Genomic DNA, 22,723 nt, shown 5'->3' on the forward strand with positions numbered 1-22,723 from the left:
CTTGCAGCTTGACGGCAAACACGTTCTGGTCGCGGGCGCGGGGGTCACCGGGAAATCGGTCGTTCCCGTGCTGCGCGAGCTGGGCGCGCGGGTCACGGTCACCGACGGCAACGCCGAGCGGCTCGCCGAACTGGACGACCTGGACGCCGAGCTGGTGCCCGGCCTGACCGAACCCCCGGCGGACACCGCGCTCGTGGTGACCAGCCCCGGCTGGCGGCCGACGTCTCCGCTGCTGGTCGCGGCGGCAGAGGCGGGCATCGAGGTGATCGGCGACGTCGAGCTGGCCTGGCGGATCGGGCAGCTGCGCGAGCATCCGCCCGCGTGGCTGGTGATCACCGGGACCAACGGCAAGACGACCACGGTCGGGATGCTGGAATCGATCCTGCGCGCGGCCGGCGCGGACGCGGTGGCCTGCGGCAATGTCGGCTACCCGGTGCTGGACGCGGTGCGCGGCGGGCACCAGGTGCTGGCCGTCGAGCTGTCGAGCTTCCAGCTGCACTGGTCGTCCACGATCGCGCCGGACGCCTCGGTGGTGCTGAACCTCGCCGAAGACCATCTCGACTGGCACGGCTCGATGGAGGAGTACGCGGCGGCGAAAGGCCGGGCGCACCACCGTTCCCGAGCTGTCGTGCACAACGTCGACGACCCGTGGTCCACGCGGATCGCGGAGGAGCACGCGCCCGACGACGCGCGACGGATCGGGTTCGTGCTCGACACCCCGCGCGCCGGAGAGCTGGGCCTGGTCGAAGACCTGCTGGTGGACCGCGCTTTCGGGGCCGACCCGGAGACGAGCGCCGAGGAACTGGCCGAGATCGCCGACGTCCGCCCCGCCGGACCGCACAACCTCGCGAACGCGCTCGCCGCGGCCGCGCTGGCCCGTGCGCACGGAGTGCCGCTCGCGGCGGTGCGGAAGGGACTGCGCGCGTACGAGCCCGCCCCGCATCGCGCGGTGGAGGTCGCCGAGGTCGGCGGCGTCCGGTACATCAACGACTCGAAGGCCACCAACCCGCACGCCGCGCTCGGCTCGCTGCTGGCGCACGAAAGCGTGGTCTGGATCGCCGGCGGGCAGCTCAAAGGCGCGTCGGTGGACGAACTCGTCGCCGCGGTCGGCGGACGGCTGCGCGCGGCTGTCCTGCTGGGCGCCGATTCCCCCGTGATCGAAGCCGCTCTCTCGCGACACGCGCCGGATGTCCCGTGCAACCGCCTCCTTCCGGGTGACGATGAGCCCATGACTGCGGCGGTGAATGCGGCCAGCGCCCTGGCTCGTCCTGGTGACGTGGTGCTCCTCGCGCCCGCCGCCGCCTCGCTGGACATGTTCCGCGGCTACGGAGCGCGCGGCGACGCGTTCGAAGCCGCGGTGCGTGCGCTGGCCGACGGCGCGGCGGGGGCGGCGGATGACAGTCGTTGACGGAGACAAGCCCCGGCCGCGGCGCGTCCGCAAGGAAAGCCCGTTCGTCGCGCTCCGCACCGGGCTGACCGCCTGGCTTTCCCGGCCGCTGGCGTCGTTCCACCTGGTCCTCGCGCTCACCGGCATCCTCACCGTGATCGGCGCGGTGATGGTGCTGTCCGCGTCGTCGGTCGCCTCGTACAACCCGAAGACCGGCAGCGGCGTGTACGCGCTGTTCTTCCGGCATCTGATGTTCGTCGCGCTCGGCGGGATCGTGTTCTGGGTGGGCCTGCGGGTCCGGCTCGAGCGGATCCGCCGGATGTCGGCGACGATGACGGTGATCTGCCTCGGGCTCCTGCTGCTGGTGCTGACGCCGCTCGGGTCGACCGTGAACGGCTCGCAGGGCTGGTTCAAGCTCGGCGTGTTCACCTTCCAGCCGGTCGAGGCGGCGAAGGTGGCGCTGGCGTTCTGGGGCGCGCACATCCTGGTGATCAAGTACAGCAAGCTGCATCAGTGGCGGCACCTGCTGGTCCCGGTGGTGCCGGTGGCGCTGCTGATGTTCGCGCTGGTGATGATGCAGCCCGACCTCGGCGGCACGATCACGCTCGCGGTGGTGCTGCTCGGCCTGCTGTGGTTCGCCGGCGCGCCGAAACGGCTTTTCGGGGTGATCCTGGCCGGCGGCCTGAGCGGCGTGCTGGTGCTGGCGATCATCGCGCCCTACCGGCTCGCCAGGGTGATGTCGTTCCTGTCGCCGGACGCGGACACCTCGGCCGAGGGGTTCCAGGCGAACCAGGCCAAGCTGGCGCTCGCCGACGGCGGGCTGTTCGGCAAGGGGCTCGGGCAGGGCGCGTCGAACTGGGGCTACCTGCCGAACGTGCAGAACGACTTCATCTTCGCGCTGATCGGCGAGGAACTGGGCTTCGTGGGCTGCGCGGTGGTGCTGGCGCTGTTCGCCGGCGTCGCCGTGGTCGGCCTGCGCATCGCCACCCGCAACATCGACCCGTGGATCCGGATCGTCGCGGGCACGCTGACGGTGTTCCTCGTCGCGCAGGCGGCCATCAACATCGGCTACGTGGTCGGGCTGCTGCCGGTCACCGGCGTCACGCTGCCGCTGATCTCCTACGGCGGCACGTCGCTCGTGATCACCATGCTCATCATGGGCGTGCTGGCCAACGCCGCGCGGCACGAACCCGAGGCGGTGGCCGCACTGCGCTCGCACGGGCCGGGTAAATTCGGACGCCTGCTGCGGCTGCCCGCGCCCGATCCGTACCGCCCGCCGTCCACCCGCAAGGGAACGCGCGCCGCGGGGAACGGGACGAAGGCGGCCCGGCCGGCGCCGCGTGCGGCCCGGCCCGCCCCGGCACAGGAACGCCGCCGGTCGGCGCGGCGGACTACAGCGAACCGCGGTGCCCGGAGCACCGCGAACCGGAGAGGTCATTGGTGAGCAAGCCCGTCAAGGGAACCGAGCGTTCGGCGGCAGGCCGGGCGCCGGTCGTCGTGGTCGCAGGCGGGGGCACCGCCGGGCACATCGAACCCGCGCTCGCGCTGGCGGACGCCGTGAAGCGGCTGCGCCCGGACGCCGAAGTGGTCGCTCTCGGCACGGAACGCGGCCTGGAGAACAAGCTCGTGCCCGCGCGCGGGTACCCGCTGGAGCTGATCCCGCCGGTCCCGATGCCGCGCAAGCCGACGCCGGAGCTGCTCCGGCTGCCGCTGAAGGTGCGCGATTCGGTCCGCCGCACCCGCGAGGTGCTGGACCGGGTGCACGCGGACGTCGTGGTCGGCTTCGGCGGCTACGTCGCGCTGCCGGCGTACCTCGCCGCGCGCGGCCGCACGCCGATCGTCGTGCACGAGGCGAACAAGTCGGCCGGGCTGGCCAACAAGGTCGGCGCCCGGTTCGCGTCCCGCGTCGCGGTCGCGGTGCCGGGCACGCCGTTGCCGAAGGCCGAGGTGGTCGGCATCCCGCTGCGCCGCTCGATCACGACGCTGGACCGGGCGGCGCTGCGCGCCGAGGCGCGCGAATTCTTCGAGCTGGACCCGGACGCGCCGACGCTGCTGGTGTTCGGCGGTTCGCAGGGCGCGGCGTCGATCAACTCCGCGATCTCCGGCGCGGCGAAGGACTTCGCCGAGGCCGGCGTCGGCGTGCTGCACGCGCACGGGCCGAAGAATTCCCTTGCGGTGCAAGAGTTTCCCGGCCGTCCGGCGTACGTGCCGGTGCCGTACCTGGAGCGGATGGACCTGGCCTACGCCGCGGCGGACGCGGTGGTGTGCCGGTCCGGCGCGATGACCGCGGCCGAGGTGTCCGCGGTCGGGCTGCCCGCGGTGTTCGTCCCGCTGCCGCACGGCAACGGCGAGCAGGCGGTCAACGCCCAGCCCGCGGTGGACGCCGGCGCGGCGCTCATGGTCGCCGACGCCGACCTCACCGCGGAAAAGGTCGCCGAGCTGGTGATCCCGCTGGTGACCGACGCCGACCGGGTCGCCGCGATGAGCGCCGCCGCGGTCGGGCTCGGCCACCGCGAGGCCGACGAGACCCTCGCCCGCATCGTTTTGGAGGCCGCCGGTGCCTGACACGCCCGAACTGCCCGCGCAGCTGCGCCGGGCGCACCTGATCGGGATCGGCGGGGCCGGGATGTCCGGCATCGCACGGATCCTGCTCGCCCGCGGCGCTGCCGTGTCCGGGTCGGACGCCAAGGAGTCGCGCGCGCTGCTTTCGCTGCGCGCGCAGGGCGCGACCCTGTTCGTCGGCCAGACCGCGGAAAACCTCGGCGAGCTGGCCGAACCGCCGTCGGCCGTCGTGGTGTCGACCGCGATCAAGGAGACCAACCCGGAGCTCGCCGCGGCCCGCGAACGCGGCATCCCGGTGCTGCACCGCGCGCAGGCGCTGGCCGGGCTGATGGCCGGGCACCGCGTCGCGTGCATCGCGGGAACGCACGGCAAGACGTCGACCACGTCGATGCTCACCGTGGCGCTGCAGAACTGCCGGATGGACCCGTCGTTCGCGATCGGCGGCGACCTCAACGAATCCGGGGCCAACGCGCACCACGGCGAGGGCGGCGTGTTCGTCGCGGAAGCCGACGAGAGCGACGGGTCCTTCCTCACTTATTCGCCGTCGGTGGCGGTGGTGACGAACGTCGAGCCCGATCACCTCGACCACCACGGCACCGCCGAGGCGTACGTGAAGGTGTTCAGCGACTTCGTCGGCCAGATCGAGCCGGGCGGCCTGCTGATCGTGTGCGCCGACGACGAGGGCGCGGCCCGCCTCGGTGACGAGGCCGCGGCGGCCGGAGTGCGGGTGCGCCGTTACGGCCGCGCCGCTTCCGCTGAGGGCGACGTGCGCGTGCTCGACTACACGCCCGCGCCGGACGGCGGCGTCGTGCGGATCGCGCTGGACGGCGAAGAACACGACCTGCGGGTCGCGGTGCCGGGGGAGCACATGGCGCTCAACGCGGTCGCCGCGCTGCTCGCCGGGCTCGAACTCGGCGCGCCGCTGGACGGCATGGCCGCCGGGCTCGCCGCGTTCGGCGGGGTGCGCCGCCGGTTCGAGTTCAAGGGCCGCGCGGGCGACGTGCGGGTGTACGACGACTACGCGCACCATCCGACCGAGGTGGCCGCGCAGCTGCGCGCGGTGCGCACGGCGGCGGGCAGCGGACGCGTCGTCGTGGTGTTCCAGCCGCACCTGTTCTCGCGCACGCAGACCTTCGCGGCCGAGTTCGCCGAGGCGTTGTCGCTGGCCGACGAGGTCGTGGTGCTCGACGTGTTCGGCGCGCGCGAGGAGCCGGTGCCGGGCGTGACCGGCGCGCTGATCGCCGACCGGGTGACCGTTCCGGTGCACTACCAGCCCGCCTTCGACGTGGCCGCCGGCCTGGTCGCGGACCTCGTGCGGCCGGGCGATCTCGCGATCACCATGGGCGCGGGCGACGTGACGCAGCTGGGCCCGGAGATCCTGGCCGAGCTGGACCGGAGGGCCGGACGAGCATGACCGGGACCCGGCAGCAGCGCCGTCGCTCGCCCGCGCCTCGCGCGGGCGAGGAGCAGCGTGCTGCCCTGGCCCGGGAACGACGGGGGCGGCGGACCGAGGAGGAGCGCCAGCGCACCCGCGCCCGGACCGCCGCGCGTTCGGGCCGCTCGAGCCGCTCGGCGCGGTCGTCCGCGCGGAAGTCCCGGCCGACCCGCGGCAAGGAGATCCGCCGCCGCTGGGTGGCGCTGCTGTCCGTGGTCACCCTGCTGGCGCTGGGGTATCTGCTGTTCTTCAGCTCGCTGCTCTCGGTGAAGACGATCGAGGTGCAGGGCGCGAAATCGGTGTCGGCGGACCAGATCCGCGCGACCGCCGCGGTGCCGTCCGGGCAGCCGATGCTGCGGGCGGACGTCGACGGGATCCGCGACCGCGTGGCGCAGATGCCGGGGATCGCGACGGTCGACGTGTCCCGGTCGTGGCCGACGACGCTCGAGATCGCGGTGACTGAGCGGACCGCGATCGCGTTCTTCGACAGCGGTCCCGGCGGCGACGGGGTGCATCTTGTCGACGGCGGCGGGGTCGTGTTCAAGACGGTGAAGACCCGTCCGGCGGGGCTGCCGGAGTTGAAGCTGCCGAAGGTTTCGGTGGACGATCCGGTCACCCGTGCGGTTACGGCTGTGCTCGGGGTGCTGCCGGAGCAGTTGCTGAAGCAGACCACGACGGTGAGCGCGCAGACTCCGGCGAGCGTGGAGTTCACGCTGTCCACTGGCAAGACTGTGCGGTGGGGGAACGCGGAGAACACCGATCGCAAGGCGAAGGTGCTGGCGGCGTTGCTGACGCAGCAGGGGAAGATCTACGACGTTTCGGCGCCGGAGCTGCCGACTATCACCTCTTAGGCCGTTGGCCCGGCCGCTTGTCGGGGTTCGGTGGCCCTGATTTCTCGTATGGCGTACGCTTGCCGGGTTCGTACGCCATACGAGAAGGTGGGGGCATGACGGTTCTGGTTACGGGTGCTACTGGCAACGTCGGGCGGCTGGTGGTTGACGAGCTGGTGGCTCGCGGGGTGCCGGTGCGGGCGTTGACGGTGGATCCGGAGCGAGCGGCGTTGCCTGACGGGGTTGAGGTGGTGGTCGGGTCACTGGCCAAGCCTTCGACGCTGCCTGCTGCGTTGACCGGGGTTGAGGCGGTTTATTTGGCGCCTTATGCGCGGACTGTTTCCCGGTTTTGCGAGTTGGCTGCCGGGGCTGGGGTTCGGCGGGTGGTTGCGTTGTCTGGGGCCAGTGTGGGGGATGCGCATCCGGCTTCTAGCGGGCATGGGTTTGCCGCGGTTGAGGCTGCGGTGACCGCTGCTGGGTTTGATTGGACGTTTTTGCGGCCTGGGGCGTTTATGATCAATTCGCTCGGGTGGGCTGCTTCGATTCGGGAGCGTGGGGAGGTGCGGTCCGTTTATCCGTCGGCTACGCAGACTCCTATTGATTTGGGGGATATTGCTGCGGTGGCTGCTCATGTGCTCAGTACTGGCGGGCATGTGGGGCGGACTTATGAGTTGAGCGGGCCCGAGGGGGTTTCTCTGGCGGAGATGACTGCGGCTATCGGGGTTGCGTTGGGGAAGCCGGTGCCGTTTGTGGAGTTGACTCCTGAGGAGCAGGTCGCGGAGTGGGGTGCGGCTGGGTATCCGGAGGAGATTGCTTCTTGGTTGCTGGAGATGTTCGAGTTCACTGCTGCTAATCCGCAGGTGCCTACTGGGGTGGTCGAGGAGTTGCTGGGGCGGCCTGGGGTTTCTTATGCTGAGTGGGCCAAGGGGAATGTCGCTGCGTTTTCTTGATTTCTCGGGGGGCGGCTCGTCGCCTGGCGGCGACATTGCGCACGGTGGGTGCGTGGGGCACCCCGAAGCTTGATTGTGACTACGGCGCGGGGGTGTTTGTCAAGGCGGGAAAGATGCCTTGACAAACACCCCCGCGCCGCGTTTTTGGCTTCGTATCGGGGAGCGGGGGAGTGTGGCTGCCTGGTTGGGCGGGTGCACTGGCTGCGGTTGGGCAGTGGGTGCGCGCGGCTGAGTGGATGGTCGCGTTGGGGTTCGCGAGGTGGGGCTGGGTAGGGGCCCAATGTGGCGTTGGGTGTGGGGGATGCACCGAATGTGGCGTTGGGTGCGTGTGGCGCACCGAATGCCGCGTCGGTGCGGTGGGATGCGTCGAATGCGGCGTTGGTGCGTCGCGGCAGCGGGGGCGGGTCCGTGAAGGGCCCCTTGAGGGAATCTAAGTCCGTGAAGGAACCCCTCACGGCGCCGGAACGGGCGCGCGGGTCGTGAGGGGAACCCTGAGGGACTCAGAGTCCGTGAAGGTTCCCCTCACGGAACTGGCGGGCGCGCGAGGTCAGGCCAGGGCGGCGTCCAGAGAGATGGTGGTGCCGGAGAGGGCCTTGGAGACCGGGCACGTCTTCTCGGCGGTTTCGGCCAGTTCGGCGAATTGTTCGGCGGTCACGCCGGCCAGTTTCGCGCGCAGGGTGATGGCGATGCCGCTGATTTCGAAGCCGCCGCCGGCAGCGGGACCCAGGGTGACCTCGGCGGAGACGTCGATCGATTCTGCTTCCAGGTTCTGGGATTCCAGGACGCCGGAGAGGTTCATCGCCAGGCAGCTCGAGTGGGCGGCGGCGATGAGTTCCTCGGGGCTGGTGTGCCCGTCCGGATTGCCGGACCGGGTCGGGAAGGACACCTCGTAGGTGCCCAGGTTCGACGAGTCGAGGGTGACCTCGCCCTTGCCTTTCTGCAGTCCGCCGGTCCAGTGGGTGGTCGCGTCGCGGCTGGGCATCGCTGTCTCCTTGAATGCGGTCGGGAATGCGTACGCCCATGAAGGTAGTGCGCAATTACATTGTGCGCAAGGTAATTCACGAAAACGGGTGGCCTCGTGCGGCAGAATTCTGGGGTGACCAATGCTCCTGAACGTCCTGACCCGCCGATGGCGGGGGACGAGCGCACTCAGCTCACCGGGTTTCTCGACTTCTTGCGGGCCAGCGTGGTGTGGAAATGCTCCGGGCTCACCGACGAGCAGGCTCGCCGGAAGCACTTGCCCAGTGAGCTGACCACCATCGCCGGGTTGTTGTGCCACCTCACGCTCGTCGAGAACTACTGGTTCCGCGTCGTGCTGGACGGGCAGCCGGACGAGTGGGCGGATCGGCTCGAGATCGACCGGGACGCTGAGTTCCGGGTCGCGTTGGAGCTGCCGATGACGCAGCTGCTCGCTGATTACGAGGCCGAGGTCGAGAAGTGCCGGGCGGTGGTCGCGGCTCGGGGGTTCGAGGACACGGTGCTGTTCAAAGGGGACAAACCGCTCACGGTGCGGTGGGTTGTCACGCACATGATCGAGGAGACCGCGCGCCATCTCGGGCACTTGGACCTTCTGCGCGAGCTGACCGACGGTCTCACGGGGGAGTGAGCCTCGATCGCGCGCAGCTGGTCGACGACCTCGAACTGCTGCGCGCGACCGTGGCGTGGAAGTGCTCCGTGCTCACCGACGAGCAGGCTCGCTGGCCCGGCGAGTTGATGACCGCCGCCGGGATTTTGTGGCATCTCGCGTTGGTGGAGAACACCATGTACGACGTCGTTGTCACCGGGCGGCCGGAGCGCTGGGCCGAGCAGCTGGAGGCAGGGCGCGAAGCTGCGTTCTCGGTTGGGCTCGACCTGCCGGTCGACGAGTTGCGCAGTGCTTATCAGGACAATGTCGAGTTGTGCCGTGAGGCCCTCGCGGATCGGTCGCTGGAGGATCCGGTGGGGTTCGCGGGCGATCAGTTGGTGACGGTGGCGACGGTGGTCGAGTACTTGGTGAAGGAGACCTCGCGGCATCTCGAGTTGTTGCGGGGGCTCATCGGGGAGTGAGTTTTTTCGGGGGCAGCGGGAGAAAACCGCTGGTGCGGGCGATGTAGTCGGCGTAGCCGGGACGGGTGTGCCGCATGCCTTTCTCCAGCATGGGCTTGCCGGTGCCGCGGGCCAGGGTGAAGGTCATCGCGACCGGGGAAAGCACTGTCGCGGCACCGGGCCACGTCGAGCAGGCCAGCAGGTAGAGGCCCCACCAGACGCAGGCGTCGCCGAAGTAGTTCGGGTGTCGGGTGTAGCGCCAGAGGCCGGTGTCCAGGACCTCGCCTTGGTTCGCTGGGTTGGCGCGGAAGCGGCGGAGTTGTTCGTCGCCGATGGTTTCGAAGGCGAAGCCGAGCAGCCAGACCGCCACGCCCAGCCAGGCGGTGACTCCGAAACCCGTGCCGGACATGGCGAATTGCACCGGCAGCGAGACGAACCACAGGACCACGGCTTGCATCAGGTAGGTCCGCACGAAGATCCGGACGCCCGGGTTCTGGCCTGCGCGTTCGACAATCTGCTGGTAGCGCGGGTCTTCCGGCTTGCCGCGGTTGCGCAGATGCAGGTGGACGGCCAGGCGGACGCCCCAGACGACGGTGAGCGCGGCGGTCGTCAGGCGCAGGGCGAGCGGGCCGGTGCCGAGGGGGAACGAGACCACGGCTACGAGGGCGAAACCCAAGCCCCAGAAGGTGTCGATGGTGTCGTAGCGGTGGCGCAGGCGGGCAATGCCGAAGGTCAGGGTCACTGCGGCCAGGGTGACTCCGGCGGTGAGGCCGAGCAGCGCGATCATGCCCACTCCCTTGTCCACGGCATTGCGGCGCGGCCGTTCTCATCGGGACGCACAGCCAGGATCTGGTCCACGCCCATGCGGTTTTCCTCGAAGGCGAGTGCGCCGCCGGCCAGGTACAGCCGCCAGACTCGGGCGCCTGCCTCGCCGATCAGTGCGACGGCTTCGTCCCAGTGTTGTTCCAGGGTGTCTGCCCAGGCCCGGACCGTTGGGACGTAGTGCTCGCGCAACGCGTGCACGTCGCGGATTTCGAAGCCTGCGGTTTCGAGGTGGCCGAGGGTGCGGCTCAGCGGACGCATGGTCATGTCGGGGGCGATGTAGCGCTCGATGAACGCGCCGCCGCCGGGTGCGACGGCGCCGCGGGACATTTGCTGCAGCAGCAGTCGTCCGGTGGGGTTGAGCATGCGGAACAACGTGGCGGTATAGGCCGGGTAGTTCTCTTCGCCGACGTGTTCGCCCATCTCGATCGAGGCTATGGCGTCGAAGGAATCGCCGGCGAGTTCGCGGTAGTCCTGTCTGCGGACCTCGACGCGGTCGTCCAGATCGTGCTGCGCCAGGCGGGTTTTGACGTGTTGCACCTGCTCGGCCGAGATCGTGACGCCGACGGCCTCGACGCCGTGATGCTTCGCCGCGTGCACGAGCAGCGAACCCCAGCCGCAGCCGACGTCGAGAAGGCGCATGCCTGGGCGCAGGCCGAGTTTCCGGCAGATCAGTTCGAGTTTGTCGTGCTGGGCGCGGGCGAGATCGGCGGACTCGGACCAGTAACCCGAGGAGTACGCCATCGAATCGTCCATCAGCAGCTGGTAGAAGGCGTTCGACAGGTCGTAGTGATGCGAGATCGCCGACCGGTCGCGGCCGAGGGTGTGCAGCTTTCCGCGCAGCCGGGCTTCCTCGGCAGGCGGCTTCGGCGGCAGGCCGAAGACGCCGAGCCGGGCGGCTAAGCGGACTGCCTCGCCGAAGTCGCGTGCGGACAGCTGCGGCCGGTAAGCCCAGGCCCGGCGGAAGCCCTCGGTGAGATCACCCTCCACGTCCAGGTCGCCGGAGACATAAGCCCGCGCCAGGCCCAGCTCGCCGGGGGAGTACAGCAGCCAGCGCAGAGCGCGGCGGTTGTTCAGGACGACGGTGGGGCCGGCTGGCCCGGCTTGGTGGCCGTCCCAGGTGCGGACGGCCACCGGCAGCGGACCGCCGAGGATGCGTTCGGCGAAGTCGGCCAGTCGGTGAGCTGCGGATTTCGGCATACCAGGGCTTCGGAGCCGACACTCGCGCGGATTGGTACCAATCCAAGCTGTCGAGCGCGCCGAATGCCTTCCGTGCACCACACCACGGGACAACGCATCGCTGTCATCGGCAGCGGGGTCGCCGGCCTCACCGCCGCGTACCTGCTGCAGCGCCGCCACGAGGTTCTGCTGTTCGAGGCCGACGACCGGCTCGGCGGACACGCCCACACCCACGACGTGCCGAGCGCGCACGGCGGGACGGTCGCCGTCGATACCGGGTTCCTCGTCCACAACGAGCGCACCTACCCGACGCTGCTGAGGCTGTTCGGCGAGCTTGGCGTCCGCACCCGCGAGACCGAGATGTCGATGAGCATCCGCTGCGACGGCTGCGGTCTGCAGTACGCCGGGGCGAAGGGCCTGCGCGGGTTGTTCGCGCAACGGAGCAACGCCGCGTCCACGCGCTACCTGCTCATGCTGGCCGAGGTGAAGCGGTTCCACCGGCACGCCGCGCGGCTGCTGTCCCGCGCCGACGCGGGCGACGTTCCGCTCGGAGCGTTCCTGGCGATCGGCGGGTATTCGCGGTATTTCGTGGACCATTTCGTGCTGCCGCTCGTTTCGACGGTGTGGTCCGCCGATCGCAGGGACACCATGCAGTATCCGGCGCGGTATCTGTTCGAATTCCTGCGCAACCACGGAATGCTCACCGTGCGGAATTCGCCGGCGTGGCGGACGGTCGTCGGCGGTTCGCGGGAGTATGTCGAGCGGGCGGCCAAGCAGCTGACTGCCGTGCATTTGTCCACTCCGGTCCGCGCGGTGCAGCGGACCGCGCGCGGCGTCGAGGTGCGCGACGATGCCGATACCGTGCACCGGGTCGACCGGGTGGTGGTCGCGACGCATGCCGATCAGGCGTTGCGGCTGTTGGCGAATCCCACTGCGGCGGAACAGGAATTGCTTGGCGCCTTCCGGTACTCGCGCAATGAAGCCTGGCTGCACACCGATCCCGCCGTGCTGCCGACGGTGTCCGCCGCCCGGTCCTCGTGGAATTACCGGACGCCTGGCTGCGGTGCCGATCTGCACGCCGTTCAAGTCACTTACGACCTGAATCGCTTGATGGGACTCGAAGAAGCGACGACCTACGCCGTCACCCTCAATCCGAGCGCGGGTCTCGATTCCGCGGCAGTGGTCGCGAAAATGTCCTACGAGCATCCGATCTACACGCCGGAATCCGTTGCCGCGCAAAGGCGTCTGGCGGAATTGAACGACGGCGTCATCGCGTACGCCGGTGCTTATCAAGGCTGGGGATTCCACGAGGACGGCTGTTCCTCCGGCGTCCGCGCCGCGGCCAGTTTCGGGGTGACCTGGTGACCGCCCTCTACGACGCCACCGTCGCGCACGTCCGCCGGGCCGATCCGCCGTACTCCTTCGCGCACCGGATGTACCTGTGGCTGGCCGACCTCGACCAGCTGCCGCGACTGCCGTGGTGGCTCCGGCCGTTCGCCCGCTTCGACGGCCGCGACCACTTCGACCGCGACGAGCCCGGCGACATCCGGTCCAAACTGGACTCTTGGCTCGCGCACCGCGGAGTGGACTTGCGCGGCGGGCCGGTGACGATGCTCGCGTCAGCGCGCGTTCTCGGGTACGTGTTCAATCCGATCACCGTCTATTGGTGCCACACGCCGGACGGCGCACTCGCCTGCGTGGTCGCCGAGGTGCACAACACCTACGGCGGCCGCCACGCCTACCTGCTCCGGCCGGGGGAAGACCTTCGGGCGGACAAGGAGTTCTACGTGTCGCCGTTCCAGGAGATGGCGGGGGAGTACCGGATGCATCTGCCGCGCCCGGACGCGCTGCTGGCGTTGACCGTCGTCCTGCACCGCGACGGCGACGCCGCGCTGACGGCTACGCTGCGAGGAGTCCGCCGTCCGGCCGGGATCCGCACGTTCGCGCGCTTCCTGCTGGGCCGGCCGCTGCAACCGCAGCGCGTCGCCGCGCTGATCCGCCGCCACGGGCTCGCGCTGTGGCGGCGGAAAGCCCCGCTCGTCGCCCGGACCGGACAGAACACGGCAGGAGCCCTCCATGGATGAGAGCGCACGCCCGGCCGACCGGCTCTCGGCGGTGTCGTCGTCGACGAGCGCCGAGGACCTGATGGCGCTGGTCGCGAAGGGGGACGAACGCGCCTTCGAGCGGCTTTACGATCAGCTCGCCGGTCCGGTCTACGGGCTCGTCCGCCGCATCGTGCGGGACCCCGCGCAGTCCGAGGAGGTCACGCAGGAGGTGCTCGTGGAGCTGTGGAAGACCGCCACGCGCTACTCGTCGGCGAAGGGCAGCGTCCTGAACTGGGCGATGACCCTCGCGCACCGGCGCGCGGTCGACCGGGTGCGGTCCGCGCGGGCGAGCACCGAACGCGAGCGGAAAGCGACCTTCGAGGCCGCGCGCGGGCGTCCGTTCGACGAGGTCGCCGAATCCGTCGCGACCCGGCTGGAACGCTCGCAGGTGCGGCGCTGCCTGAAGACGCTGACCGAATTGCAGCGGGAATCCGTCCTCCTGGCCTACTACCAGGGCTACACCTATCGCGAGGTCGCCGACGTGCTGGACACGCCGCAGGGGACGGTCAAGACCAGACTGCGCGACGGGCTGATCCGGCTGCGCGACTGCCTGGGGGTGACGGCGTGAGCAGTCCGGACATGCACACGTTGGCCGGCGCGTACGCGCTCGACGCGCTGTCGGAGGTCGAGCGGGCGCAGTTCCGCCGTCATCTCGACCAGTGCGACTCGTGCGCGCAAGAAGTGCGGGAACTGCGCGAGACCGCGGCCCGGCTCGGCGCGGCGATGGACGAGCAGCCGCCGTCCGGGCTGAAGGACCGGGTGCTGGCGGACATGCGCACGACCCGCCAGTTGCCGCCGCGGACCGAGTCCGCCGAACCGCGCCCGCGCGGCCCGCGCCGCTGGCCGATGCTGATCGCCGCCGCGGCCGCCGTCGTCGGGCTCGCCCTGGCCGGCGTGTTCGGCGGGATCGCGCTGCACACCAGCAGCCAGCTCACCAGCGCACAGTCCGAATTGGACACCGCGCGCGACCGCTACCGGCCGGTGGCCGAGTTGCTCACCGCGCCCGACGCCCGGACTGAGCACGTCGTGTCTCCGCGCGGGGGCGGCGGCACGGTGGTGATTTCGCGGAAGCTGGACCGCGTGATGTTCATGCAGTCCGGGCTGCCGCCGGTCCAGTCCGGGAAGGTGTACGAGGCCTGGCTGATGGGCCCGGATCTCGCGCCGCGCCCGGCCGGATTGCTGCCTGGCGGACCGTCGGGTTCGCTGGTGGTGGCGGACGGTTTGGCTGGTGCGGAGCAGTTCGCGATCAGTGTGGAGCAGGCCGGGGGTTCCCCGTCGGGAAAGCCGTCGAGCGACGTCGTGCTGGTCGCTTCGGTGCCCGCATAGCAGACCTCGCGCCGGGCTTCGCGGCGGGTTCCGGCCTTGCGCACGGCTTCGCGTTGTGGCAAAACACCTTTGCCGCTCACGGCGTGGCTACTGGATTAGAGCTTGCGCGGCGCCTACCGTCCTGCCTTGACGCCGGTGGTTGACATAACTCTCACTCTCGGGTTGAGGTTGAGGGTTTCCGGCCCCGGCGGGCGGCATGTGCACATCACGATCAGGAAGGCGGACCCGATGACGCCCCCGCACAACTACCTTGCGGTGATCAAGGTCGTCGGCATCGGCGGCGGCGGCGTGAACGCCGTGAACCGGATGATCGAGGTCGGCCTCAAGGGTGTCGAGTTCATCGCGGTGAACACCGATGCCCAGGCACTGCTCATGTCCGACGCCGACGTCAAGCTCGACATCGGCCGGGAACTCACCCGCGGACTCGGCGCCGGAGCCGCCCCCGAGGTGGGGCAGAAGGCGGCCGAGGACCACCGCGAGGAAATCGAAGAGGTCATCAAGGGCGCCGACATGGTGTTCGTGACCGCGGGCGAGGGCGGCGGCACCGGCACCGGCGGCGCGCCGGTCGTCGCGCAGATCGCCCGCAAGCTCGGCGCGCTCACGATCGGCGTGGTGACCCGCCCGTTCACCTTCGAGGGCAAACGCCGCGGCAAGCAGGCCGAGGACGGCATCCAGCAGCTGCGCAACGAATGCGACACGCTGATCGTGATCCCGAACGACCGGCTGCTGCAGCTCGGCGACATCGGCGTGTCCCTGATGGACGCGTTCCGCTCCGCCGACGAGGTGCTGCTCTCCGGTGTCCAGGGCATCACCGACCTGATCACCACGCCGGGCCTGATCAACCTGGACTTCGCCGACGTCAAGAGCGTCATGTCCGGCGCGGGCTCCGCGCTGATGGGCATCGGCTCCGCGCGCGGCGAGGGACGGGCGATACAGGCCGCGGAGAAGGCGATCAATTCGCCGCTGCTGGAAGCGTCGATGGACGGGGCGCACGGCGCGCTGCTGTCCATCGCGGGCGGATCGGACCTCGGGCTGTTCGAGATCAACGAGGCCGCGTCGCTCGTGCAGGAATCGGCGCACCCGGACGCGAACATCATCTTCGGGACGATCATCGACGACTCCCTCGGCGACGAGGTCCGCGTCACGGTGATCGCGGCCGGCTTCGACGCCGGCGCGCCCACCCACAAGAAGCTCGACCCGCCCGCGTTCGGCGGCAAACAGGGCAACGGCACCGCGTCCGCCGCGGCGGGCCAGGTCGGCGGCGGTTCGGCCCCGCAGTCCCCGCCGCAGACCGGGGCGACCCCGGTGCCGCCCGCGGGCAGCTCCGGCTACCCGGTGGCTCCGCCGCGGACGCCTTCGTCCGGCCTGCCGCAGCCGGGCACCGGTACCCCGCCGGGCGGCCTCCCGCAACCCGGAGGCGGCACGCGGGGGTATTCGCCGATCGGTTCCGGTTCTGCGACGGGCGGTCTGCCGAGCCGCCCGACGACGGTCCACGACGACCCGACCGACGACGACGTGGACGTGCCGCCGTTCATGCGGCGCTAAGCACGGATTCATCGGCAACGGCCGTCCCGACACGTTCGGGGCGGCCGTTTCCGTGTGCCCCGGCTACGACGCACCTTCACACGGGGCGAGCGTGCTGCTGTCGGGGGCGCGGGCGCGGCGGCAAAGTGTGCGGGCCTCGTGAGTGCTGGCGTCGGTTCTAATCGGCATTGCCGCGCACGAGGCTCCGGGAGAGCGGTCGCCGTCGTTTTTGGCAGGATGGCGGGGTGCGAGTACGACGAGTGGTCACGACCAGGGCGGGCGGGGCTTCCCGGCCGCCGTACGAGAGTTTCAACCTCGGCGACCACGTCGGCGACGACGCGGGCGACGTCTACGCCAACCGCAAGCGGCTGGCGTCCGAACTAGGGCTCGCCGAGGACAAGCTGGCCTGGATGGAGCAGGTGCACGGCCGCACCGCGACCGTCGTGGACGGCACCGAGACCTCGGCCGCCGAAGCCACCGACGCGCTGGTGACCGACCGGCCGGGCGTCGCGCTCGTGGTGCTGGTCGCGGACTGCGTCCCGGTGCTCATGGCGGATCCGGAAGCTGGCGTCGTCGCCGCGGTGCACGCGGGCCGGGTCGGCGCGCGGGTCGGGGTGGTGCCCGCCGCGCTGGAGGCGATGCGCGAACTCGGCGCGGAACCGGGCCGGGTCGAGGCGTTGCTGGGTCCGGCGATCTGCGGCGACTGCTACGAGGTCCCGGCCGCGATGGCCGCGGATGTCGAGAAGCATCTGCCCGGCAGTTCCTGCAAAACGCGCAAGGGCACCACCGGTCTGGACCTGCGCGCGGGGCTCTGGCAGCAGCTGGCCGACCTGGGCGTCGGGCGGGTTGGCGCGGATCCGCGGTGCACGGCGGAGGACAAGACGCTGTTCAGCTTCCGCCGCGACGGCACCACCGGCCGGATCGCCGGCATCACCTGGCTGGAAGAGGAGAAGGCGTGACCGAGGAGCGGCGGGCGGAGCTGGCGGCGTCGCTGGCCGCGGTCGAGGAGCGCATCGCGAACGCCTGCGCCGCGGCCGGGCGGTCCCGCGACGAGGTGCGGCTGCTGGGCGTCACCAAGACGTTCCCGGCGACCGACGCCGCGCTGCTGACCGACCTCGGGCTGCTGAACCTCGCCGAAAACCGCGACCAGGAAGCCGGCCCGAAGGCGGCCGAGGTCGCCGAACTGCGTCCGGACGTCGCGCCGCGCTGGCACATGGTCGGGCGGCTGCAGCGCAACAAGGCGCGTTCGGTGGTGCGCTGGGCGGCCGAGGTGCAGTCGGTCGACTCGGTGCGGCTCGCCGACGCGCTCGCCCGCGCGGTCGCCGCCGCGCGGGAAGCCGGGGAGCGGACCGGACCGCTCGACGTATTGGTCCAGGTAAGCCTCGACGGCGACGTCGCGCGCGGCGGAACTCTGCTGGAGGACGTCGACGCCCTCGCCGACCGCATCGCCCACACGGGGGAGCTGCGGTTGCGAGGCGTGATGGCTGTGGCCCCGTTAGGGGAGGACCCGGGCACTGCTTTTGCCCGGCTGTCCCGCGCGGCGGAAAGAGTTCGCGCCCGGTATCCGGAAGCCGCTGACGTGTCCGCCGGAATGAGCCATGATCTGGACCAGGCGATCCGGCACGGCTCGACGTGTGTGCGTGTCGGAACCGCGTTGCTCGGCGGGCGCGGTTTAGCCTCGCCGTAGGGAGTCCGCCCGGTGGTCACGTTTCGTGTCCGGCCGGGCGGGGCACAACGGTGCGGGAGCGGCAAGGGCTAGGGAGAGGCTATGAGCGCGCTGCAGAAGCTGAAGGCCTACTTCGGGATGGTGCCCGCGGACGAAGACGGCTACGACGACGGTTACGACGAGTACGACGACGGCTACGACCAGCCGCCGGCCCGGAGCCGGGCGCGTTACCGCGACGTCGAAGAGAGCTACGACGAGCCCGCCGCGCGCGTGCGGTCGCGGGCGATGGCGGCCGAGCCGTCCACCCACGGCGCGCTCGCCGTGGACCGCCAGCCGGAGCCGGTCGCCCGGCTGCGGCCGGTCGCCGAGCCGGTCGCCGCGCCGGCGCGGGACCCGCTCAGCCGGATCACGACGCTGCACCCGACGAGCTACATCGAGGCGCGGGCGATCGGCGAGCACTACCGCGAGGGCATTCCGGTGATCATCAACCTCACCGAGATGGAGAACGCGGACGCCAAGCGGATCGTGGACTTCGCGGCGGGGCTGGCGTTCGCCGTGCGGGGTTCGATGGACAAGGTCACCAACAAGGTGTTCCTTCTCTCACCGCCCGACGTGGACGTGACCGCCGAGGACCGCAGGCGGATCGCCGAGGGCGGATTGTTCCTGCGCGGGTGAACACGGCCGGACCGCTGGGCGCAGCCAGACGTGATTTTGTCGACTATGTCGCCCTCAGCGCGGCTGGTCGCGCCCAACTCGGCCGTCCCCCGCTAGAGTGGTCGCCGTGAATGCTGTGTGGCTTGCGATCTGGTACGTGCTGTTTGCCTTCTGGCTGCTGCTCACGGCCCGGATCGTGGTCGAGCTCGTGCGGACTTTCGCACGGGAATGGCGTCCCGCCGGAGGGGTTGCGGTGACGCTCGAGACCATCTACACAGTGACCGACCCGCCGGTGCGGTTGTTCCGCAGGATCATTCCGATGGTCCGGATCGGCGGCGTAGGACTGGACTTGTCGATTATGGTGCTGCTGTTGGTTGTGTTCTTCGCGATGCAACTGACACCCAGGTGATCGGGGAAAACCCGGGTGTGTCCTGCAGGCCATGGAGTGCGTGAGGTGATCTGATGTCGTTGACCCCCGCTGACGTGCATAACGTCGCGTTCAGCAAGCCGCCCATCGGCAAGAGGGGCTACAACGAGGACGAGGTGGACGCGTTCCTCGACCTGGTGGAGACCGAGCTTGCCCGGTTGATCGAGGACAACAACGAGCTGCGGCAGCAGGTGGAGCAGCTCGACGCCGAGCTGGAGTCGACCCGCTCCGAGCTCGAGAACGCGAAGGTCGCCGGCCCGCCGCCGGGCCGCGACCCCGAGCCGTCGCGGCGGCTCGCCCCGGTTCCGCCCGCTCCGTCGGCGATGGAGCAGACCCAGGCGCACTCGATGGTTCCCGACAGCGGGGAGCCGAACGTGCAGGCCGCCAAGGTCCTCGGCCTGGCTCAGGAAATGGCCGACCGGCTCACCGCCGAGGCGAAGACCGAGTCCGACGGGATGCTGGCGGAGGCGCGGACCAAGTCCGAGCAGCTGCTGTCCGACGCCCGGGCGAAGTCCGACTCGATGGTGAACGAGGCGCGCACCCGCGCCGAGACGATGCTGAACGACGCGCGCACGCGCGCCGAGACGCTGGAGCGCCAGGCGCGCGACAAGGCGACCACCATGGAACGTGAGTCGCAGCGCAAGTACACCGAGACGATGAACAACCTGAACGCCGAAAAGGGCGCTCTGGGCAAGAAGATCGAGGAACTCCGCACGATCGAGCGCGAATACCGCACCCGGCTGCGCGGCTTCCTCGAGTCCCAGCTGCGCGAGCTCGACGACCGAGGCTCCGCGGCCCCGGCGTCGGCTTCCTCGGGTTCGAGCCAGTCCTCGACCGGAACCAGCGGTCAGGGCTACTCGTTCGGCCCGCGCGCCGAGGCAGGCTGACCCACCGCCGTACGCACCCCGCCGGATGACCTTCCGACCCGGCGGGGTTTCGGCGTGTCCGGATCCGGTGCCGCCACGGTGGGGAACCGGCGGGGTACGCCGCGTGGGCGGGTCGCAGCGGGAAAACGGGCGGCCCGTGTTGTAATTCAGCGTGCTCTACATCGTCCTTCTTCTGGTGCTGGCGGCTCTCGGGCTGCTCGTCACGGCGCTCATCACGGGCACCTCGCTGTGGGCCTGGGTTTCCATCGGCCTCTCGGTCCTCGCCGGGCTGCTTCTGCTCGTCGACTGGCTGCGCCGGCGCAAGCGCGCGGACGCCGATGATGCCGCGGACTCCGAGACCGATTCGGACGCCAGCGCGGATTCGGACTCGGCGGAGGAGAAGGACAAGGACGAGGCGGCCCCGGTCGAGGAGGACGCCGAGCAGACCGCGCTGCTCCCCGCGACGGGAGAGCTGGGCGATCCGGCGGACGTGCCGGAGCCGAAGGCCGAGAAGCCGGTTTCGGAAGGCGAGCCCAAATCCGAAGCCAAGGCGGTGCGCGACACTCCGCCCGGCGTGGAGGAGACCGCGCCGGAGGACCTCGAGGTGGTCAAGGAACTCGAGGACGAGGTCGTGGTCGTCGACGAGTACCCGCGCTATCACCTGGTGGACTGCGGCTGGCTGTCCGGCCGCGACACCATCCCGATCGGCGTCGGCGAGGCGCGGCAGCTGGGCTTCACGCCGTGTGCGCGGTGCGGTCCGGACGCGGTGCTTGCCGCGGCGCACCGCTGACTCCCAGCACGTCTTCCAACACCCGCGCGCCAGTCTCGGTGAGCTGCACCGCTCGATGCGCCTTCGCGCGCGACCGGAGCCATCCTGCGTCCATGAACTGTCGCGTGACCGCCGCGCCTAGCGCTCCCGCCAGGTGATGGCGCTGCTCCGTCCAATCCAGACAGAACCGCAGCAGCGGACGACGGCTCTCCGCGGCTGCCTCGACATTCACGCCTAACGCGGCGAACACCTCGTCGGCGGCAGGTCCCAGCACGTACGGATGTTCTTGCAGTTGCGAGGAAATCCGGTCCCCAGGACGTCGCTGAGTGGTCGGGTCACCATCCACAGTGGCCAGTGCGCCGCGGTCGAGCAACGCCGCCGTGACGGTCACGCCGAGCCGCCCGGCGACGTGGTCGTAGCACAATCTCGCCGTGCGCAAGGCTTCCGCGCGGGTGCCTTCTCGCAGTGAGCGGACGGGGCGCGTGGGGGAATGCCGGGCCAGCGCCTCCAGCAGATCCGGGGCAGCTCCGGCGATGCGGTAAAACCGGTGCCTGCCGGACTTTTCCGCGGTCACCAAGCCTGCCGCCAGCAGTTTCGACAGGTGCGCGCTCACGCCCTGCGCGGTCAGGCCCGCTTCGCCGGCCAGCACGGACGCGGCCAGCGACCGGCCGTCCGCGAGGGCCATCAGCACGCGAACCCGCGCCGGATCGGCGAACAGGGCGGCGGTGCGCGCGATGTCGGCGTCTCCTTCCATGCCTCCAGCATGCCCCCGGCACACTTCCACCGCGACGGAAGCGTTCCCGGTGTCTGCTGGACCCATGCGCACCGCGATCTTGTTCACCATGTGCGCCGGGATGTTCCTGGTGCAACTCGACGTCACCGTCGTCAACGTCGCCCTCCCCACCCTCGGCAGCGAACTGCACGCGGACGTCCCGCAGCTGCAGTGGGTCGTGGTCGGCTATTCAGTCGTGCTCGCCGCGTTGCTGCTGACCGGGGGAGCGCTCGGCGACGTCCTCGGGCACCGCGGCGTGGTGCTGGCCGGGCTGGGCGTTTTCGGAGCTGCTTCGGCGTCGTGCGGGCTGGCGCAGTCGGCGGGCTGGCTGGTCGCGGCTCGGGCGGTGCAAGGCGTGGGAGCGGCGTTGCTGCTGCCGGGCACGATGGCGGTGATTACCGGGACGTTCCCCGGTCGCACGGAACGCGCCCGGGCGTTGGGGATCTGGGCTGGGATTTCGGCGTTGGCTTTGCCTGCGGGACCGTTGCTGGGCGGGATTCTCGTGCAGACGGCCGGGTGGCGGCCGGTGTTCTGGCTGAACGTCCCGATCGTCGCCGCGGCGGCCGTCGCGACCCGGCGGTTGGTGCCGCCGGACGTCCGGAAACCGGGCCGCGTGGACGTTCCCGGGGCGGCGACCGCGGCCTTGGCGCTCGGCTCCGGCGTGTACGCGGTGATCGCGAAGACGCCGTGGGTCGGGTTGCTCGCGGTGGCGGCGGCCGTGGCGTTCGTGGTGGTGGAACGGCATTCTGCGGCACCGATGCTGCCGTTGTCGCTGCTGCGGTCCCGGCAGACGGCGGGGGCGAACCTGGTGTCCGCGGCGATGAACTTCGTCGGCCTGGGTTCGGTGCTGATGTTCACGCTCTACTTGCAGGACGTGCTCCACGCGGACCCGATCGCCGCTGCCGCCGCCGTTGTGCCGATGTTCGTCCCGATGGTCCTGCTCGGCCCGGTCTCCGGACGGCTCACCGCGAGGTTCGGCCCGCGCCCGCAGATCGTGGCCGGGCTCCTGCTCGGCGTGGCGGCGATGCTGAACCTGCTGCGGATCGGCCCCGGCACCGGGTATTGGACGCTGCTGCCGACGCTGTTCGTGCTCAGCGTCGGAATGGGACTGCTGACTGCCGCCGTGGTGACCGCCGCGGTCGCCGACGCGCCGGGGGAGCGCGCGGGCATCGCGGGCGGAATCAACAACGCGGCACGGCAGGCGGGCGGTGCGCTCGGCGTGGCGGTTTTCGGTGCGGTGGCGGGAGAACCGGCGGCGCAGGGGTCGTTCGTGCACGGCCTGCACTTGCTCGGGTTTGTCTCGGCCGGGCTGTGGCTTGCGGCCGCGGTGCTTGCGGTGGTGACGGTGCAGCGGGTTCGAGTCAAGCGGCTAGAGCCGACGCGCTGAGCCGCCGTCGGGCCCACGGGAATCCCGCGGGCCCGAC

24 protein-coding genes are annotated in these 22,723 nt (G+C 70.6%); 20 read left to right on the top strand and 4 right to left on the bottom strand.

Annotated elements, in window-relative coordinates; translation table 11 throughout:
- The first annotated feature begins 1 nt into the window (after position 1).
- From murD to ABD156_RS36480, 6 genes are all read left to right on the top strand, one after another.
- Positions 2-1,408: a UDP-N-acetylmuramoyl-L-alanine--D-glutamate ligase gene (gene murD / locus ABD156_RS36455; protein ID WP_344284842.1), complete on the top strand. Its 1,407-nt coding sequence runs from the start codon at positions 2-4 to the stop codon at positions 1,406-1,408.
- Entirely contained in the window at positions 1,395-2,831 is a 1,437-nt protein-coding gene (gene ftsW, locus ABD156_RS36460; protein WP_344284845.1) for a putative lipid II flippase FtsW, read from the top strand. Before murD ends, ftsW begins: the two co-directional genes overlap by 14 nt.
- On the top strand, positions 2,828-3,952 hold the full coding sequence (gene murG, locus ABD156_RS36465) for an undecaprenyldiphospho-muramoylpentapeptide beta-N-acetylglucosaminyltransferase (protein WP_344284848.1): 1,125 nt from the start codon (positions 2,828-2,830) through the stop codon (positions 3,950-3,952). Before ftsW ends, murG begins: the two co-directional genes overlap by 4 nt.
- Positions 3,945-5,363 carry a UDP-N-acetylmuramate--L-alanine ligase gene (gene murC, locus ABD156_RS36470; RefSeq protein WP_344284851.1) on the top strand — a complete coding sequence of 473 codons (1,419 nt, stop codon included), beginning with the start codon at positions 3,945-3,947 and terminating at the stop codon, positions 5,361-5,363. Before murG ends, murC begins: the two co-directional genes overlap by 8 nt.
- Positions 5,360-6,235, top strand: coding sequence for a cell division protein FtsQ/DivIB (locus tag ABD156_RS36475; protein WP_344284855.1), 876 nt, complete (start codon positions 5,360-5,362; stop codon positions 6,233-6,235). Before murC ends, ABD156_RS36475 begins: the two co-directional genes overlap by 4 nt.
- Before the next feature lie 95 nt (positions 6,236-6,330).
- Positions 6,331-7,164 carry an NAD(P)H-binding protein gene (locus ABD156_RS36480; protein ID WP_344284858.1) on the top strand — a complete coding sequence of 278 codons (834 nt, stop codon included), beginning with the start codon at positions 6,331-6,333 and terminating at the stop codon, positions 7,162-7,164.
- 547 nt (positions 7,165-7,711) lie between these two features.
- Here the strand turns inward: ABD156_RS36480 and ABD156_RS36485 are convergent.
- Positions 7,712-8,146 (bottom strand): OsmC family peroxiredoxin, encoded by a 435-nt coding sequence (locus tag ABD156_RS36485; protein WP_344284861.1) that lies wholly within the window; start codon positions 8,144-8,146, stop codon positions 7,712-7,714.
- A 114-nt stretch (positions 8,147-8,260) separates the two neighbouring features.
- Between ABD156_RS36485 and ABD156_RS36490 the strand changes: the two genes are divergently transcribed.
- The gene (locus ABD156_RS36490) at positions 8,261-8,770 is read left to right on the top strand and encodes a DinB family protein (RefSeq protein WP_344284863.1); all 510 of its coding nucleotides are present in this window, start codon (positions 8,261-8,263) and stop codon (positions 8,768-8,770) included.
- The gene (locus ABD156_RS36495; RefSeq protein WP_344284865.1) at positions 8,767-9,210 is read left to right on the top strand and encodes a mycothiol transferase; all 444 of its coding nucleotides are present in this window, start codon (positions 8,767-8,769) and stop codon (positions 9,208-9,210) included. Before ABD156_RS36490 ends, ABD156_RS36495 begins: the two co-directional genes overlap by 4 nt.
- Here ABD156_RS36495 and ABD156_RS36500 read toward each other — a convergent pair.
- Both ABD156_RS36500 and ABD156_RS36505 read right to left on the bottom strand, forming a co-directional pair.
- Positions 9,197-9,976: a DUF1295 domain-containing protein gene (locus ABD156_RS36500; RefSeq protein WP_344284868.1), complete on the bottom strand. Its 780-nt coding sequence runs from the start codon at positions 9,974-9,976 to the stop codon at positions 9,197-9,199. The genes ABD156_RS36495 and ABD156_RS36500 overlap by 14 nt on opposite strands.
- Positions 9,973-11,211, bottom strand: coding sequence for a class I SAM-dependent methyltransferase (locus tag ABD156_RS36505; RefSeq protein ID WP_344284871.1), 1,239 nt, complete (start codon positions 11,209-11,211; stop codon positions 9,973-9,975). Before ABD156_RS36505 ends, ABD156_RS36500 begins: the two co-directional genes overlap by 4 nt.
- A gap of 63 nt (positions 11,212-11,274) precedes the next feature.
- Between ABD156_RS36505 and ABD156_RS36510 the strand changes: the two genes are divergently transcribed.
- The 11 genes from ABD156_RS36510 (at position 11,275) to ABD156_RS36560 (ending at position 20,548) form a co-directional block, all read left to right on the top strand.
- On the top strand, positions 11,275-12,555 hold the full coding sequence (locus tag ABD156_RS36510; protein WP_344284874.1) for an NAD(P)/FAD-dependent oxidoreductase: 1,281 nt from the start codon (positions 11,275-11,277) through the stop codon (positions 12,553-12,555).
- Positions 12,549-13,274, top strand: a complete 726-nt coding sequence (locus tag ABD156_RS36515; RefSeq protein ID WP_344285351.1) for a DUF1365 domain-containing protein — start codon at positions 12,549-12,551, stop codon at positions 13,272-13,274. Before ABD156_RS36510 ends, ABD156_RS36515 begins: the two co-directional genes overlap by 7 nt.
- Positions 13,267-13,863, top strand: a complete 597-nt coding sequence (gene sigK / locus ABD156_RS36520; protein WP_344284876.1) for an ECF RNA polymerase sigma factor SigK — start codon at positions 13,267-13,269, stop codon at positions 13,861-13,863. Before ABD156_RS36515 ends, sigK begins: the two co-directional genes overlap by 8 nt.
- On the top strand, positions 13,860-14,621 hold the full coding sequence (locus ABD156_RS36525; protein ID WP_344284878.1) for an anti-sigma factor: 762 nt from the start codon (positions 13,860-13,862) through the stop codon (positions 14,619-14,621). Before sigK ends, ABD156_RS36525 begins: the two co-directional genes overlap by 4 nt.
- 228 nt (positions 14,622-14,849) lie before the next feature.
- Complete coding sequence (ftsZ, locus tag ABD156_RS36530; protein WP_344284881.1) at positions 14,850-16,166, top strand: cell division protein FtsZ; 1,317 nt, start codon at positions 14,850-14,852, stop codon at positions 16,164-16,166.
- Between the two features lie 224 nt (positions 16,167-16,390).
- Positions 16,391-17,104, top strand: a complete 714-nt coding sequence (gene pgeF, locus ABD156_RS36535) for a peptidoglycan editing factor PgeF (RefSeq protein ID WP_344284884.1) — start codon at positions 16,391-16,393, stop codon at positions 17,102-17,104.
- Entirely contained in the window at positions 17,101-17,832 is a 732-nt protein-coding gene (locus ABD156_RS36540) for a YggS family pyridoxal phosphate-dependent enzyme (protein WP_344284887.1), read from the top strand. The genes pgeF and ABD156_RS36540 overlap by 4 nt, the downstream gene beginning before the upstream one ends.
- Before the next feature lie 81 nt (positions 17,833-17,913).
- A complete protein-coding gene (locus tag ABD156_RS36545) occupies positions 17,914-18,486 on the top strand; it encodes a cell division protein SepF (protein WP_344284890.1) in 573 nt (190 codons plus the stop codon).
- A gap of 115 nt (positions 18,487-18,601) precedes the next feature.
- Positions 18,602-18,874, top strand: coding sequence for a YggT family protein (locus ABD156_RS36550; RefSeq protein WP_037367937.1), 273 nt, complete (start codon positions 18,602-18,604; stop codon positions 18,872-18,874).
- A gap of 53 nt (positions 18,875-18,927) precedes the next feature.
- Positions 18,928-19,779 (top strand): DivIVA-like cell division protein Wag31, encoded by an 852-nt coding sequence (wag31, locus tag ABD156_RS36555; protein WP_344284893.1) that lies wholly within the window; start codon positions 18,928-18,930, stop codon positions 19,777-19,779.
- 151 nt (positions 19,780-19,930) lie between these two features.
- Entirely contained in the window at positions 19,931-20,548 is a 618-nt protein-coding gene (locus tag ABD156_RS36560; protein WP_344284896.1) for a hypothetical protein, read from the top strand.
- Here ABD156_RS36560 and ABD156_RS36565 read toward each other — a convergent pair.
- Positions 20,493-21,281, bottom strand: coding sequence for an ArsR/SmtB family transcription factor (locus tag ABD156_RS36565; RefSeq protein WP_344284899.1), 789 nt, complete (start codon positions 21,279-21,281; stop codon positions 20,493-20,495). The two genes, ABD156_RS36560 and ABD156_RS36565, sit on opposite strands and share 56 nt — an antisense overlap.
- A gap of 64 nt (positions 21,282-21,345) precedes the next feature.
- On the opposite strand from ABD156_RS36565, the gene ABD156_RS36570 reads away from it, so the two are divergent.
- Positions 21,346-22,686, top strand: a complete 1,341-nt coding sequence (locus tag ABD156_RS36570; RefSeq protein ID WP_344284902.1) for an MFS transporter — start codon at positions 21,346-21,348, stop codon at positions 22,684-22,686.
- Positions 22,687-22,723 lie beyond the last annotated feature (37 nt).

Origin of the sequence: Amycolatopsis albidoflavus, assembly GCF_039525725.1 — a bacterium.
Taxonomy (GTDB): Bacteria; Actinomycetota; Actinomycetes; order Mycobacteriales; family Pseudonocardiaceae; genus Amycolatopsis; species Amycolatopsis albidoflava.

Coding starts and splice junctions, on each gene's coding strand:
- ftsW (WP_344284845.1), top strand. CDS start 1,395: ATGACAGTCGTTGACGGAGACAAGCCCCGGCCGCGGCGCGTCCGCAAG.
- ABD156_RS36475 (WP_344284855.1), top strand. CDS start 5,360: ATGACCGGGACCCGGCAGCAGCGCCGTCGCTCGCCCGCGCCTCGCGCG.
- ABD156_RS36480 (WP_344284858.1), top strand. CDS start 6,331: ATGACGGTTCTGGTTACGGGTGCTACTGGCAACGTCGGGCGGCTGGTG.
- ABD156_RS36485 (WP_344284861.1), bottom strand. CDS start 8,146: ATGCCCAGCCGCGACGCGACCACCCACTGGACCGGCGGACTGCAGAAA.
- ABD156_RS36500 (WP_344284868.1), bottom strand. CDS start 9,976: ATGATCGCGCTGCTCGGCCTCACCGCCGGAGTCACCCTGGCCGCAGTG.
- ABD156_RS36505 (WP_344284871.1), bottom strand. CDS start 11,211: ATGCCGAAATCCGCAGCTCACCGACTGGCCGACTTCGCCGAACGCATC.
- ABD156_RS36510 (WP_344284874.1), top strand. CDS start 11,275: ATGCCTTCCGTGCACCACACCACGGGACAACGCATCGCTGTCATCGGC.
- sigK (WP_344284876.1), top strand. CDS start 13,267: ATGGATGAGAGCGCACGCCCGGCCGACCGGCTCTCGGCGGTGTCGTCG.
- ftsZ (WP_344284881.1), top strand. CDS start 14,850: ATGACGCCCCCGCACAACTACCTTGCGGTGATCAAGGTCGTCGGCATC.
- ABD156_RS36545 (WP_344284890.1), top strand. CDS start 17,914: ATGAGCGCGCTGCAGAAGCTGAAGGCCTACTTCGGGATGGTGCCCGCG.
- wag31 (WP_344284893.1), top strand. CDS start 18,928: ATGTCGTTGACCCCCGCTGACGTGCATAACGTCGCGTTCAGCAAGCCG.
- ABD156_RS36565 (WP_344284899.1), bottom strand. CDS start 21,281: ATGGAAGGAGACGCCGACATCGCGCGCACCGCCGCCCTGTTCGCCGAT.
- ABD156_RS36570 (WP_344284902.1), top strand. CDS start 21,346: ATGCGCACCGCGATCTTGTTCACCATGTGCGCCGGGATGTTCCTGGTG.